At 37.2% G+C, this 14657-nt stretch carries 12 protein-coding genes; 7 read left to right on the top strand and 5 right to left on the bottom strand.

What is annotated here, in order from left to right; translation table 11 throughout:
• The first annotated feature begins 5 nt into the window (after positions 1 to 5).
• The 6 genes from D0T85_RS07040 to D0T85_RS07015 all read left to right on the top strand — a co-directional run bounded on the left by D0T85_RS07040 (position 6) and on the right by D0T85_RS07015 (position 9002).
• Positions 6 to 1586: a PP2C family serine/threonine-protein phosphatase gene (locus D0T85_RS07040; protein ID WP_163211645.1), complete on the top strand. Its 1581-nt coding sequence runs from the start codon at positions 6 to 8 to the stop codon at positions 1584 to 1586.
• A 1-nt stretch (position 1587) separates the two neighbouring features.
• Positions 1588 to 2970, top strand: coding sequence for a serine/threonine-protein kinase (locus tag D0T85_RS07035; RefSeq protein WP_163211643.1), 1383 nt, complete (start codon positions 1588 to 1590; stop codon positions 2968 to 2970).
• Between the two features lie 12 nt (positions 2971 to 2982).
• Positions 2983 to 4677: a serine/threonine-protein kinase gene (locus tag D0T85_RS07030; protein WP_163211641.1), complete on the top strand. Its 1695-nt coding sequence runs from the start codon at positions 2983 to 2985 to the stop codon at positions 4675 to 4677.
• A 30-nt stretch (positions 4678 to 4707) separates the two neighbouring features.
• Positions 4708 to 6099 carry a BACON domain-containing protein gene (locus D0T85_RS07025; protein ID WP_163211639.1) on the top strand — a complete coding sequence of 464 codons (1392 nt, stop codon included), beginning with the start codon at positions 4708 to 4710 and terminating at the stop codon, positions 6097 to 6099.
• A gap of 129 nt (positions 6100 to 6228) precedes the next feature.
• Positions 6229 to 8241, top strand: coding sequence for a histidine kinase (locus D0T85_RS07020; RefSeq protein ID WP_163211637.1), 2013 nt, complete (start codon positions 6229 to 6231; stop codon positions 8239 to 8241).
• On the top strand, positions 8238 to 9002 hold the full coding sequence (locus D0T85_RS07015; RefSeq protein ID WP_163211635.1) for a LytTR family DNA-binding domain-containing protein: 765 nt from the start codon (positions 8238 to 8240) through the stop codon (positions 9000 to 9002). Before D0T85_RS07020 ends, D0T85_RS07015 begins: the two co-directional genes overlap by 4 nt.
• Before the next feature lie 13 nt (positions 9003 to 9015).
• Here the strand turns inward: D0T85_RS07015 and D0T85_RS07010 are convergent, their stop codons facing one another.
• From D0T85_RS07010 to D0T85_RS06995, 4 genes are all read right to left on the bottom strand, one after another.
• Positions 9016 to 9789 (bottom strand): prephenate dehydrogenase/arogenate dehydrogenase family protein, encoded by a 774-nt coding sequence (locus tag D0T85_RS07010; RefSeq protein ID WP_163211633.1) that lies wholly within the window; start codon positions 9787 to 9789, stop codon positions 9016 to 9018.
• 89 nt (positions 9790 to 9878) lie between these two features.
• Positions 9879 to 10940, bottom strand: coding sequence for a bifunctional 3-deoxy-7-phosphoheptulonate synthase/chorismate mutase type II (locus D0T85_RS07005; protein ID WP_163211631.1), 1062 nt, complete (start codon positions 10938 to 10940; stop codon positions 9879 to 9881).
• Positions 10941 to 10993: 53 nt separating this feature from the next.
• Positions 10994 to 12205, bottom strand: a complete 1212-nt coding sequence (locus D0T85_RS07000) for a pyridoxal phosphate-dependent aminotransferase (protein WP_163211629.1) — start codon at positions 12203 to 12205, stop codon at positions 10994 to 10996.
• A complete protein-coding gene (locus D0T85_RS06995) occupies positions 12180 to 13022 on the bottom strand; it encodes a prephenate dehydratase (RefSeq protein WP_163211626.1) in 843 nt (280 codons plus the stop codon). Before D0T85_RS06995 ends, D0T85_RS07000 begins: the two co-directional genes overlap by 26 nt.
• A 464-nt stretch (positions 13023 to 13486) precedes the next feature.
• Here D0T85_RS06995 and D0T85_RS06990 point away from each other — a divergent pair, with 464 nt between their 5' ends.
• Positions 13487 to 13741, top strand: coding sequence for a hypothetical protein (locus tag D0T85_RS06990; protein ID WP_163211625.1), 255 nt, complete (start codon positions 13487 to 13489; stop codon positions 13739 to 13741).
• Positions 13742 to 14122: 381 nt separating this feature from the next.
• Here D0T85_RS06990 and D0T85_RS06985 read toward each other — a convergent pair whose 3' ends face one another.
• Positions 14123 to 14569, bottom strand: coding sequence for a tellurite resistance TerB family protein (locus tag D0T85_RS06985; protein ID WP_163211622.1), 447 nt, complete (start codon positions 14567 to 14569; stop codon positions 14123 to 14125).
• Positions 14570 to 14657 lie beyond the last annotated feature (88 nt).

Here is a 14657-nt window from a genome sequence, read left to right as displayed (position 1 = left end):
AGCGTATGAAAAATCATATAACCTTCAGGATTACTGCTTATACCGAAGCAGCTGGCAAATATAACGAGGAGGCCCCCAACAAAGGTAACGAAGATAACTTTTTTGTTGATGATAATCTTGCCGATAAAATTCCCCAAAGTTTCCATACCGATAAAGAGATTGTTCTCTCCGATTGTGGAATGCTTATGGCTGTGGCCGATGGCATGGGAGGAATGAATGCAGGTGAAGTAGCATCCGAAATCGCTGTTAATACGGTAAAAGAATACTTCTCGCCCGGAAAAATAACTCCAGAACTGGCTGCTACCCACGAATCACGAAAACGCTTTATAGAAGATGTTATTGTGGAAGCCGACAAGAGAATAAAAGCAGATGCAAAAAATAATTCCGAGCACGAAGGCATGGGAAGCACCATTATTGTTGCCTGGCTTTCAGGGGATGAATTAACAGTAAGCTGGTGTGGTGACAGCCGGGCTTACCGTTTCAATGCTCAAAATGGTTTGCAGCCTCTATCAGAAGACCATTCGTATGTACAGGAACTGGTTAACCAAGGCATTATAACATATGATCAGGCTTTTGATCATCCACAGGGTAATATAATTACCCGCAGTCTGGGTGATCCTTCTAAAAAGGCAAAACCCGAAACCCGGTTGTTCAAGGTATATAACTCGGATATCATTATGCTATGCAGTGACGGGCTGAGTGGGGTATTACGTGATGAGGAAATTGAAACCATCATCCGCAATAACTGTTCAACCATGCAGGAATGCAGGGAAGCACTATGGGATGCTGCCGAGAAAGCAGGCTGGTATGATAATGTAACCACTATTTTATGTGAAATATTAAATGGTGCATCGGAGACTCCGGAAGAATTTTTTAATAAAGAGCCGGAGATGGTTAAACAAGAAAAAACATACTGGAATAAAACGGTTAATATCCGTACCAGCCGAAAAAGCCTTCTGGCTATTATAGCAGTTGTGTTTTCTTTACTGGTTCTTGGCGCAGTTTACTTGGTATGGAATAATATTCGTGAAACACCCCCACCAGAAGATACAGATGAAATTGTACAAACGAATAATAAACCGACTTTAGAGGAAAGAAAAATTGATTTAACGAAGCGGTTAAAAGAAATTCAAGATTTTTTGGAAATTAAAGCTATCGTAGATGATATCAATCTTGCTGATAGTGCTAAATTGGATGAAATAGAAAGGAATATTCAGATTCTGGAAGAGAAAAAGAAATGCATTATTTCAATCGAAAAAACGGATAGTATAAATAAGAAAATAAACGAAATTATAGAGGTAAAAGCTTCACCAGCACAGACAACTATTGATCCAGAAACCGGAACAGAAGATATTGGACCAACGCATTCGGAAAATGATTTGACTCCAATTAAGAAAGAATACAAAGAAGTAGAATACAGAGTTGAAAAAAGTGAAGGATTTGACAGTGCAAACAGAAATATTAAAAAGGAGAATCCTGAATATGAAATAGTTAGCATAAAAAGAAATAACGAAGTAATAAATGAATCATCTCCTTTATATCCAGGTGACATTTTAGTTTTCTCCCTCAAATTAATAGAAAAATAGCATGCCCGATTTACAACAAAATACAAGAATAAATGACCGCTACTTATTAAAACAATTTGTTGGAAGCGGAAGCTTTGGCGAAGTATGGCTTGCCCATGATGAATTTCTCGGATTCGATGTTGCAGTGAAAGTATATGTTTCTTTAGATCCAAGAGGAATAGAAGAATTCAAACAGGAATACCGTACAGCTTACGGCTTGAAGCATGAACATTTATTGGTAGCGACACATTTTGATGTATGGCAGCAACGTCCATTCCTTGTTTTAGAGTATTGCCCGAATGGTTCTGCCGGAAAACTTTCGGGACATGTAACAGAAGATACTATATGGAGATTTATCCGGGATGTATCTTCCGGTTTAGCATATTTACACGATATAAAACCGGATCCCATTGTACATCAGGATATAAAACCGGATAATGTTCTGGTTAAAGAAAATGGTGATTTTGCAATAACTGATTTTGGAATCAGTAGGAAAGTCCGCAATACAATGCGAAAACAATCCGGACGGGATATAACAGCAGGTGCAACTGGCTATATGGGCCCGGAACGTTTTTCTAAAGACCCAACACCCATAAAGGCCAGTGATATATGGTCATTAGGTGCCAGTATCTATGAATTGGCTATGGATGAATTACCCTTTTGCGGCATGGGAGGCGTGATGCTCAGAAATGGTGCAGAAATGCCGGAACTTCCATCTAAATGGTCTAAAGATTTAAGCGAAGTTATTCATGCTTGTATGGCTTTGGAACCATGGGATAGACCCACTGCTCAACAGCTTTATGAATATGCTGCGGATAAGTGTAAGAATCCTTATCAGGCTGTTCGTCCTTTCTGGCTAAGTAAAGAATCACCGAAAAAAGAAAATCCAGAAAAAGAAAATCCAAAAAACAAATCAACAGTTCAGGTTATTCCTTACAAAAGGCATCCTTTTGTGTCGGTGTTTTTAATGTTATTTACTTTAATAAGTTCATTTGCAGCAATTGCTTTTTTTATAATAGATTTTACTTATCCTAGTTTATCCTTACCATTACTCATTACTGGATGGGAAAATGTGTTTCTTGCACTAACAAGCTTATCTATGGCTTTTGCTGGTATTATGCTCTGGAAATGGCTGAAATATGGATATTGGGTTTTATGTATTCTAACATTTGCTTGTTTGTTAGTTTTTATGCATTATATTACAGTGTTCCATATACTGATTTCTTTTACGTTTTTACTACTTGTTTATGGTATACTAAAGATAAAGAAAAATGGATATTCTACATGGGGACAACTAGATAATTCATTTAAAATAGAGGAAAACAAATACTTATATGCTTGTTTCGCAATAATAGTTATCATTTCTTTTTATGCATTAATAAATATAAAGATTTACCTCCGATAAAATGGTTTGATTATGACAGAACTAAAACAAGGATTAAAATTTAGCGATCGTTATATCCTCAAAGAATCTAAAGGAAGTGGCAGCTTTGGCGAAGTATGGCTGGCACACGATGAATTCTTAGGAATTGATGTAGCCATAAAAATATATATATCACTGGATGTACGAGGTATTGACGAATTTAAACAGGAATACCGTACAGCTTACGGCCTGAATCATGAAAACCTCCTTATTGCAACCCATTTTGATGTATGGGAACAACGCCCTTATCTCGTAATGAAATATTGCCCTAACGGATCGGCTGCCAATATGGTAGGAAATGTATCTAATGAAAGAGTGATTTGGCAATTTATCCATGATGTTGCAACAGGACTGGCCTATTTACACAAACAAGAGCCAGAACCTATTGTGCATCAGGATATAAAGCCGGACAATATACTGATTGATGAAAATAATAATTTCCTGATAACCGACTTTGGCATTAGCAAAAAGATACGCTCAACTATGCGTAAACAATCGGGTAGGGCTATTACAGCAGGGGCAACGTCGTATATGGGACCTGAACGATTTACAAAAGATCCAGCCCCAGTAAAAGCAAGTGATATCTGGTCTTTAGGTGTTACCATCTACGAAATAGTTACAGGTGATTTACCGTTTTGTGGTATGGGTGGTAGCATGTTGCTTAATGGTGCAGAAATTCCCGAACTGGATAGAAGATGGTCGCGCGAATTAAATCATCTTATGCGGGTATGTCTTGCAAAAGAAACATGGGACCGACCTACTGCTCAGAAAATTGTTGAGATTGCAAAAGCAAAACTGGAAGGAAGAAAGGATCCTAAACCTACCAAGAAATCAGAGGTACAAAAAAAGAAAAAATATCCTATCAGGAATATTCTTTTAGTATTGTTGATCCTGCTTATACCTTGCGTTATATCTATAATTCAGAATTCAAAAGATCCCTTAAAAGAAGAAGCTGAAGCACACTGGTCAAATTATAGTGCTAAGTTAGATTCATGTCAAACATATATTAGTAGCGGAAGCAATACTGATACTGAATCCTTGTTGAAAGCAAAAAAAATTCTTTCTTCCATACAAGAAATGGAAATAAAATATTCGTCTAAAATGTCAGGATATAGTAATTACTCTTCTCTAAGTAAAATGCTTGATGATAAAATAGATGCTGCCCACAATGCATGGAGTAAAGCAGCGGATGCACAATATAAAAAAGTGAAAGATTTTCCAAAAGCTGTAGAATTCTATCAATTGGCATTAAAGTTAAAAAATGACCCTACGACAAAACGAACTTATAATTCTATGGTCAACGAATATGGAAATATGATAATAAAAGATATTGAATTTCAAAATGGTAATGGAGACATAACGATTGATGAGTATGGAAAGACCTTATATGCATCTAAGATACAATATTTATATGCCCGTATAAAATATGATGGATTACCAGAACAGGATAATAAGATAAAATTATCATGGAAGTTAATTTATCCATCCGGAGTTTTAAGTAAGGGAACCTCATCGCCATCAGGATACACTTTTGAAGATGAAATAACGGTTCGTCCCGGAAAAAACAATTTAGTAACGCTTTCAGGTTGGGGCAATGAAACGGCTGGAGCTTACAATTCCGGTACACATCGTCTTGAAATATGGTATAAAGGCAAAATGTTGTTCAGCAAAAGTTTTAAAATCAATTAATAGCAGATCAGGTTAAAACATAGAATAAACATGAGAAGGCACATTTTATTATTTTTATTGTTAATCGTTACCGGAATTTGTTTTTCGCAAAACTGTTATAATGATACACGCTCCAAAGGTATATCATTATATAATCAAAGTAAATATAAAGATGCAATTAGTGTCTTTGAAGCAGCAAAAGACTGTCCAGACAAGCCAATAGGGAACGATTTGCAATCATGGATTCAGAAGTGTAATACAGGTATTAACAACAAAGAAAAGGCTGCTGAAAAAGAAAGATTACGGCAAATAGAACTGGAGAAAGAAAGAGAGAGAGAAAAGGAAAAACAAAGAGAGAATGAAAAAGTCCTTGCTGCAAAAGGTTTTATGGACATTAAAGATATAGAATTTGCTAATGAAGACAGCGTAAAGATTATCAGTAATTATGGTTCGCGCCTGTATGCTTCTGATATTAAATATCTAAAGGCTCGCATTATTTATAATGGCCTAACAGATAAACCACAAAAAATAACGATATACAAAAAAATATATAAACCCGATGGAAGTTTAAGTACAGGTACTTCTTCACCCTCAGGCTATACATCATCGGATGATATAAATGTAACCTCAGGAACGAATAGTACTATAGCCTTACGAGGTTGGGGCACTAAGACCGGTGGTACCTATAGGCCTGGAGATTATCGTTATGAAATTTGGTATGAAGGAAAAATGTTGTTTTCAAAAACATTCACTTTATATAAGAAGAATAATGAAGTTACTTATTTAAAAGTTAATAATGCTACATCTGTATCTACAACAGCTCCTTCCAGTGAAAACACTATCTCTTACTCAGTCTCAACAGACGCAGATAAGTATACACTTTGGGGAATACCCTCATGGTGTAGTTTAGAAAATAGAACTTCTAATTCTTTTGTTTTACGACTTCAAAAGAATACATCTTCTTCTGAACGAAAGGATTATTTGGAAGTTCGTGCAGATAATAAAAAAGTTAGAATTGATATAATACAGAAAGGAGATGATAAAAGCATAGGAAAGATTGAATCTGTTTGGGTAGATTTTGATCAATATAACAGCAACTATGTGAAAGGAATGTTGATTCATGTAAAATTCTCTGCAAACAATATGTTAGGAAAACGAGGAAGATGCGTCGCCTATTTTCATTTCAAAAATGGTGATAAACTATTAGACTATAATCAGTCATATCGAACAACAGATGGGCAGGTTTCTGTCAGTGATAATTTTACACCTGAGTATGTAAATACTATATATAATGACTTTACACTATTTATGCCGTATTCCGAGTTGCACATACAAAGTGGTCAAAAAAATGTTGCTTTGAAATTTAACGTCCAAATTTATGAAGAAGCAACACGAAAATTTATAGCTAATTCAGATTATGTGAACTTTACATTTTCAAATTGATCTATAACATGCAGATGATTTTTTATCTGCATTTTTTTTGTTTTTATAGCTATTATAATGTGAAAAGATTATCTTTGTAATTCATCATTGGAGTTAAATTCGTGTTTAAATGCCAATTCTCGAAATACTATGAATGTAAGCAAATATGCCCTCCTGTTTTGTGCCATGATATTTATGTTTACTAGTTGTAAACGTTTTGTTTATACTGATGTCAATAATCAACAGGACTCATTATTCAATAAGCTAAAAAAAGAACTCAATATTGATCCGGCAGCAACAAAGCAAGAACTGATTACTCACCTTAACCATTGTACAGATAGTTTTTATTATTATAAATTATGGTCATTGTATTCCAATGGCTCTTGGATGGAGAACAATATTGATTCGGCGTTCATCATAAATAAGCAAGTATTATCATTCTGTGATAGACAAAAGAGCAGTAATCAGATAGAAGAACTAAGAGCAAAAGCACTGAATGATAGAGGAATATATAGTTACTTTGTTGGCATGAACGATTCGGCAATAGTTTGCTATCAGAAGGCAGCAGAATGCTTAACAAAAATAGGGCACAAACAACAAATACCTGATATTTGTATCAATATTGCCGATTGCTACATTTTAACAGGCGAACTTCCTTTGGCTATAGATTATTATATAAAAGGTTTATTGACAGCCGATTCTTTAGGACTTTTAGATATGAAGTTTGCATTTCACAGCGGTTTGGCAAAGGTATATACGGATTTAAAGAATTTTGCTAAAGCAGAAGCCTATTTTAGTGAGATAGAGGATGACTTCGATAATCGTCCTATTAATGAAAGAAATTTTTATGCAGCAAGCAGGGGAAACTATTATTATTCAAAGAAAGAATATGCAAGTGCGCTACCTTGGTTTAAGAAATCAAAAGAGATAGCCAATCAATTTGGATATGCATCTGCCATCAGGGTATCTGATATTAATTTAGGAGAAATTTATCTGCTTCTGAATCAACCCGATTCTGCCCGGTACTATTTGGATAAAGCAAAAGAAAATATAGGAGGCCCTGGTTTTTCTGATATGGATTATTACCTTGACGGATTGTATGCTTCATTAAATTTATTGAACGGAAATCTGTCAGGTGCCGAACAGTTACTTCTTAAAGATTATTCATCTGTACCCATAGCACCTATTTATATCTATTATAATAATAAGCGTTTGGAAGAACTATATCGGAAAAGAAAAGATTACCCTAAAGCGTATAAGTATCGTGAACTGGCCGATGAATTCAATGATTCGCTACGGAATATCACCCTGCAAAACAACATTGCCGAAATGAATTTACGTCACGAGCGAGATACAATGCTACTGAATAGGGATATTCGTATTATAACCGGAGAGCAGAGTGTATTGAAACTCAAAAATCAGAATTATTTAATTTTACTGGCCGCAGTATTTATTTGTGTTGTGTTTATTGTTATCGCATTTTATTGGAGAAGCCGAAAAAAGCAGGAATACAATAAGCAATTAAGCCAATTAACTGCACTCAGAGCGAAGAATATAAAAAACAGGATGACCCCACACTATGTGAAAAATGTAATAACGGCCATACTGCCTTCTTTGCGCAACACTGCAGAATATGAAACCATTGATTTACTGGTGAAGTCATTGAGAAATGAACTGTTAATGTCCGACAAAATATTCACATCTCTTGGCACCGAACTTGAGATTGTACGTAACTATTTGGATCTCACTTGTAGCATTGCTACTACTTTTCCCCAGATAGAGTGGAAAATAGATGGTGCAATCGATACCAATATGAATGTCCCCTCCATGATAATTCAAATACCAGTAGAGAATGCTATTAAATCAGCTTTTCCTCTACCAAACCAGAACGATCGCATTGAGATATCTGCCCGGATTCATTCTAACTGGATTAAAATAGCGATAGCAGATAATGGAGTTGGTTTTCAGGTTAAAAATATAAATACCAGTGATAATGGAACAAAAAAGGGATTACAGATTTTAAAGCAAACCATTGAACTGCTTAATTCACATAATGTTGAAAGAATAGAGTTTGATGTCCGGAATCTGAATGTCATGGATTCGCCGAAACCAGGCACACTTGTAGAAATTTCCATTCCCATATCTTACAAATACGAATTATGAAAATTAAAACAATTATAATAGATGATAAGCAGGCCTGTATTGATGTTTTGCAGAAAGACCTTGCTGGCTATAATGAAATTTCGGTTGCAGCCACATATACAGCTGCTACAGTTGCTTTATCTTCTTTAGAAACAAATATGCCCGATTTGCTATTTCTCGACATGGAAATGCCCGATATGAATGGACTTGATTTTTTGCAGCAAATGGCGGATGTTATTGATGGAAAAAAAATGTGTGTTGTATTCTATACGGCATACGATTATAAGATGGAGGCCATACATCATTCTGCTTTCGATTATTTGCTCAAACCCTACAAAAAAGTAGAACTTGACAGCGTAATTAACCGGGTGAAAAATAAACTGATTAATGAGAAACTCAACATAAAACAAGAAGTTGAGAACCTGACACACAAAAATGGTTTGATTGCTCTTAATATGAAAACCGAACATCTTATTGTAAAGACATCACAGGTGGTTTATTTTGAATATGGTGGAAAAGAAAACAGGCTATGGAAGGCTATTCTGGCTGATAATACCAGTTACCCACTTAAATATTCAACCAAAGGAGACGAGATCCTTAAACTTAATTCGGATTTCTTTCAGTCTTCACAACATCATATTATAAATATCAATTATCTTTTTTCTATTAAGAACGAAGGTAAAAAGCGGTATTGTGTTTTTTATCCGCCTTTTAATGATTTATTGATTGAAATATCATCAAAATATTATCCCAGTCTTAGGGATAATATTTCGTTTCTCTAATTTGAGTCATTTCTTATTTTATATTCTCCCTAATCTTAGTTAAATACCTCTTCATCCCCTCAGCATCTTTTTCAGTAATAATAGCCAGAAGTTTTTTTAACTCGGTACGGATATTCTCTACTTGCGAAGGGGTGCGCGGGTTAAATAGAATCTCCTGTAACAAATAATCATCTTCACTTAATAGTCCTTTAGCAATTGCCATGTGTTTTTTGAATGTTGTTCCGGGGGCTTCCTGATGCTTCATAACAGCAGCAAAAACAAATGTAGAAACAAATGGAATAGATAAAGAGTATGCCACTGTTTCATCGTGTCCGTCGAAGGTATATTCAAAGATGTTCAGTTTCAGACTACTGTATAAGTCTTTAAAGAACACTTTTCCCAAGTGATCGCTTTCGCTGATAATAATGGCACTTTCGTTACTCAGATTACTTAGGCTGGCAAATGTAGGCCCAAACATAGGGTGCGAGGACACATAGCGGAAGCCGGATTCGGTATAGAATTTCTTTAAACCATTCTTAACCGAAGCAATATCGCTTAATATACAGTTGGGCGGCAATACCGGAAGTATTTTCTTAAATGCTTCAATTGTATATTTTACAGTTACAGCGTTAATTACCAGCTCGGGCTCAAAGTCTTTAATCTCCTCGAGGGTAGTAAACCGGTAAGTGTTATACACAAACCTCAATTGTTGAGGATTGATATCGAAAACAGCTGTTTCGTGTTGAAAACTCAATATATCTGTAAAGAAGGAACCCATTTTACCGGCTCCAAGAATTAATATTCGCATTTGTATTTACGATTTGATATTTAAGAATGGAAGGAGTTATCGCTTCGCTCCTGATAACTCCCTTTAACTCCTTCCATTCTTGAATATATTTACTTATTAATAATTACCGCCTGTTGCCGTACACTCTCTTCGTGAATGGCTTCGAACACTTTCTTTATAAACTCAGAATCCATGCCACACTGTTCGCCCAGTACACCATATTTATCCAGAATCTCTGTGTAACGTCCTGTTTGCAGGATGGGCATATTGTGTTCTTTCTTATAGGTACCAATTTCGCGGGCAATGCGCATGCGCTTCGAAAGTTCTTCAATCAGGTTATTATCGCACTCATCTATTTGTTTGCGAAGGGTTTGAAGATCTTCGGTGGTTTGCGTTTCGTTGCGGATAACCAGTAAGTTGATGATATATTCCAGAACCTCCGGGGTGATTTGTTGCGAAGCATCACTCCAGGCAGCATCCGGATTGCAATGCGATTCAATAATTAATCCATCGAAGTTGAGGTCCATAGCCTGTTGCGAGATCGAAGCAATCAATTCGCGCTTACCACCAATATGACTGGGATCGCAAATAATAGGTACATTAGGTATTCTTCGGCGAAGCTCGATAGGTATGTGCCATTGCGGAAGATTTCTGTATATCTTCTTATCATAGCTACTGAACCCGCGGTGAATAACCCCAAGCTTTTTAAGGCCGGCGTTATGTATTCTTTCAAGTGCTCCAATCCACAATTCAAGATCGGGGTTTACCGGATTTTTAATAAGTACAGGAATATCCACTCCCTTAAGTGCATCGGCCACTTCTTGTACAGCAAATGGGTTTGCGGTAGTACGGGCACCAATCCACAGCATATCTATTCCGGCTTTCAATGCTTCGTACACGTGTAAAGCTGTGGCTACTTCGGTGGCCACATACATTCCGGTTTCTTTCTTTACCTCTTTTAACCAGGGGAGGCCAATTGTGCCAACTCCTTCAAATCCACCAGGTTTAGTACGTGGCTTCCATATCCCCGAGCGGAATATCTTTATCCCTCTCGATGATAATTGTTTGGCGGTGTTCATCACCTGATCTTCTGTTTCAACACTGCAAGGACCTGCTATCACCAAAGGACGTTTAGCATCTACGCCGGGCAATAAGATTGATTCTAATTCCATATTTTTTCTTTGTAGAGACGCAATGCATTGCGTCTCATTTATTTTATTGATTATTATTTGTTGTTAGAAGACGCAAAGCATTGCGTCTCTACATGTTTAACTCTTTCCAGCGCCTCCCGTAATCGTTCATCCTTGCAACACAAGGATATACGAATATATCTGGCACCATTGCTTCCGAAAATAAATCCCGGGGTAAGGAATACTCTGGCCTGATGAAGAACCTTTTCGGTTAGCTCTTCTACATTAGTATAAATATCAGGAATCCTACCCCAAAGAAACATACCTACCTGATCTTCGTTGAATGTACAGCCCAGATGCTTCATGATTTCTCCGGCCAGATGCCGGCGGTTGCGATAGTTTTTGTTATTGGTTTCATACCATTCGGCATCCGCTTGCAATGCTGTTGCCGCCGCTAGTTGAAGCGGGCGGAACATACCGCTATCGATATTACTTTTTACCTTCAATACCCACCCAATAAATGTTGGGTTAGTTGCAAGCATCCCTACACGCCAACCGGGCATGTTATGACTTTTGCTCATCGAGTTCAGCTCAATGCAGCACTCTTTGGCACCCGGTACCGATAAGATGCTCAACGGTTTATCGTTCAGGATAAAGCTATAAGGATTATCGTTAACAATCACAATTTGCTTGCGACGGGCAAAGTCTACCAAACGTTCAAACAGTTCGGGTGTTGCATTTGCACCTGTAGGCATGTTAGGGTAGTTTACCCACATGAGTTTTACCCGGCTTGTATCCATTGTTTCCAACTCGTCGAAATCGGGCATCCAGTTGTTTGCTTCTTTCAGGTTGTAGTTTACAACCTCTGCACCCAGTAGCTTGCTTAGAGAAGTATAAGTTGGATATCCCGGATTGGGTACCAGTACCTGGTCGCCCGGATTCACAAAAGCCAGTGTGATATGCAAAATACCTTCTTTAGAACCAATAAGTGGTTGTATCTCGGTTTCGGGATTCAAATCAACATTATACCAACGTTTGTACCACGCAGCAAAATTGTTCCTTAGTTCGGGAATTCCTGTGTACGACTGGTATCCATGTGCATTGGGGTCTTTCGATGTACGGCACAAGGTTTCGATAGTTGCATCTGCCGGCGGCATGTCCGGACTGCCCACCCCAAGGCTTATAATATCCATTCCCTGAGCATTCATTTGGGCTACCTCTTTCAGCTTGCGCGAGAAGTAGTATTCGCTTACATCCATCAGCCGGTTGGCTGGGGCAATGTTATATGTTTGATTTTCCTTCTGCATATTCGCCTAATATTTTTAATTCTTTGGTTAATGGTTCAATGGCAGCTATAGCCTGTTTGTATCGTAAATAATCTTTGAACGATACATCAATATAGAACTGATACTCCCACTCGCGGCCAATGATGGGCAGTGATTGTATCTTTGTAAGATTTATATTGTAGAATGATAAGATGGAAAGAACCTGCGAGAGGCTTCCTTCGGTGTGGGGGAGTGTGAAAACGATGCTTGCTTTGTTAATTGTGGTATTGCGGTGGTACTCATCGGCTATCCACGGATCGGCAACCACCAGAAAGCGTGTGAAGTTGCGTTTATTGGTTTCTATACCTTCTTGTAGAATCTTCATTCCATAAATTTTGGCAGCGGCTTTTGAACAGATTGCGGCATGTCCTTTCAGGTTGTTTGTCTTTATCAGTTCTGCGCTTCGGGCTGTGTCCTGGCCTTCAACCACTTTAATACCAGCGTGCTCTTCCAAGAATTCCCTGCACTGCATCAGGGCAATAGGGTGGGAGTTAACCTCTGTAATATCCTCCCAGTTCTCTTGAGGCAAACATACAAAGCAGTGCGATATTCGCAGTTTGTATTCTCCAATAATCTGTGTGTTGCTTTGGCGTACTAACTCATTGTTATGCAGAAGACTTCCTGCTATCGTGTTTTCAATGGCCAGCATACCAATGGTTTGCGAGTCTTTCTTAATCTCACTAAACACATCTTCGAACCGTGCACAGCAAATAAGTTCAATGGTTTCATTTTCGAAATACTTATGTGCAGCTATATCATGATACGAGCCGATTGTTCCCTGGATAGCTATTTTCTTCATAAAACAAGTTATTTAAAATAAAAAATCCCGCTTCCTAATGGAGCGGGATTCATGTTATTATATTCAGTTTATTATTTAAATTGCTATTTTACTGTATACATAAAAACTCCCGCTCTACTTTCTGGCTAAAGTAAAAGTAAAAAAAGAAGCTATATGTATAAACGAATGCGTTCATCAAAATGATGTTTTGTTTCTTATTGTGCTGCAAAAGTAATACTTTTTTGGAATATACAAGTTAAAAGTGATATTTTTTTAGGAGTGTTGTTGTTTTGGGCTTTTAGGTCAAAGGCCCAGCTGAATTCTTTGAACCGCAGAGTTACGCAGATTAACGCAGAGTTTTTATTACGATACCGCAGAAAAACTTAAAACTCTGCGTAACTTGCGTAACTCTGCGGTTCCATTATCATCCATCATTGCATCCAAACCTTTTCATTACCATAAATGTTTAATGAAAAAACAAATATATGGAAACGGAAATGCTTTTGAATGAAACCTCGGCCTGTTGTCCTGGTTATAGCGACATTGAGGTAGAGTCGGTTATCAATAAACTGCGATTAATTGATGGAATAGTAGATATCACAGTATGTAAATGTACAAAGGTGATTAAACAATCGCATGATAAAATCGTGGTGACTTTTGCCAGTAGTGACGCTGCGAAAAATCTGGAGCTTCAGGTAAAGAAAATTATTTGGGGACAGAAGTTGCTTTATTTGTTTTAAGAGGAAGCGTTTTATATATTATTAACCCCCGGTGGGTTTTAGCAACTCACTCAAAATCTCTTTTCGGCACTATTGATATCCCTTTTTGTAGTTGTGTTTGGAAAACACTGTAGTTCTCTTCGGAAAGTTCTGTAGTTCTCTTTGGAAAACTCTGTAGCTTTCTGCGGAAAAGTCGGTAGTTTTCTACAGAGAACTCTGTAGTTTTACAAAAACAAAATACGGAAATGGCAGTAATTTCGAATTACTAGCATTCCCGTATAAAACCTGCATATTTTATGCTATGCTAAAGATACAAAATACTTATGATATATACAACTGTGTATTAACAGTTGGTAACACCCGGATTGTATCCTTTGTTTTTTATTGATGTAAGTTTGTTAATTACATTTTGTTTTTAATCATCATTACCTCAATGATTGAAATAGCCATGTTTTCGGGTACTTCAAGCGCTTCGGCTAACTGATTAATAATATCTTTTTCTTCTTCTTCCAATACTCCGTCGGCCAAAGCGATATCAACAGCACAAGCAAAGGCTGTCATTTTCAGGTCGTCGCCAATACCATCTTTAGCAGCATCAACCAAAGCAGCAGGACCGCTTTTCTTTAGCATAGTGAATAATTTATCGAACAGTTTATCGAATGCAGGGCCCGAGAAATTGTCATAAATGCTTAAGCGACGAATGTAAGTTACAATACCATCCCATTCTGATTGTGCTACACAACCGTCTGCTCCGGCAATTGCTAAAGCGATAGCTGCAAATGATTCTTGCTGTGTCAGTTTCACGTTTTCAGGAGCCGAGCTCTTGAATACTTTGTCAAATAAACCCATAGTAGTTTATGTTTTTTAATTAATAATGTATTTGGATGAAAGTCTCTCTCTATGGACTATCCAGGTGGCAAATATATATATTATTTTG

Origin of the sequence: Bacteroides sp. 519 (genome assembly GCF_010500955.1) — a bacterium.
Lineage (GTDB): Bacteria > Bacteroidota > Bacteroidia > Bacteroidales > Bacteroidaceae > Bacteroides.
The sequence above is the reverse complement of the archived record's forward strand: the minus strand, read 5'-3'. Positions and strand labels throughout refer to the sequence as shown.

Bases quoted from the DNA above. Each gene is read 5' to 3' on its own strand.
- D0T85_RS07040 (WP_163211645.1), top strand. From the start codon at position 6: ATGAAAAATCATATAACCTTCAGGATTACTGCTTATACCGAAGCAGCT.
- D0T85_RS07035 (WP_163211643.1), top strand. From the start codon at position 1,588: ATGCCCGATTTACAACAAAATACAAGAATAAATGACCGCTACTTATTA.
- D0T85_RS07030 (WP_163211641.1), top strand. From the start codon at position 2,983: ATGACAGAACTAAAACAAGGATTAAAATTTAGCGATCGTTATATCCTC.
- D0T85_RS07025 (WP_163211639.1), top strand. From the start codon at position 4,708: ATGAGAAGGCACATTTTATTATTTTTATTGTTAATCGTTACCGGAATT.
- D0T85_RS07020 (WP_163211637.1), top strand. From the start codon at position 6,229: ATGAATGTAAGCAAATATGCCCTCCTGTTTTGTGCCATGATATTTATG.
- D0T85_RS07015 (WP_163211635.1), top strand. From the start codon at position 8,238: ATGAAAATTAAAACAATTATAATAGATGATAAGCAGGCCTGTATTGAT.
- D0T85_RS07010 (WP_163211633.1), bottom strand. From the start codon at position 9,789: ATGCGAATATTAATTCTTGGAGCCGGTAAAATGGGTTCCTTCTTTACA.
- D0T85_RS07005 (WP_163211631.1), bottom strand. From the start codon at position 10,940: ATGGAATTAGAATCAATCTTATTGCCCGGCGTAGATGCTAAACGTCCT.
- D0T85_RS07000 (WP_163211629.1), bottom strand. From the start codon at position 12,205: ATGCAGAAGGAAAATCAAACATATAACATTGCCCCAGCCAACCGGCTG.
- D0T85_RS06995 (WP_163211626.1), bottom strand. From the start codon at position 13,022: ATGAAGAAAATAGCTATCCAGGGAACAATCGGCTCGTATCATGATATA.
- D0T85_RS06990 (WP_163211625.1), top strand. From the start codon at position 13,487: ATGGAAACGGAAATGCTTTTGAATGAAACCTCGGCCTGTTGTCCTGGT.
- D0T85_RS06985 (WP_163211622.1), bottom strand. From the start codon at position 14,569: ATGGGTTTATTTGACAAAGTATTCAAGAGCTCGGCTCCTGAAAACGTG.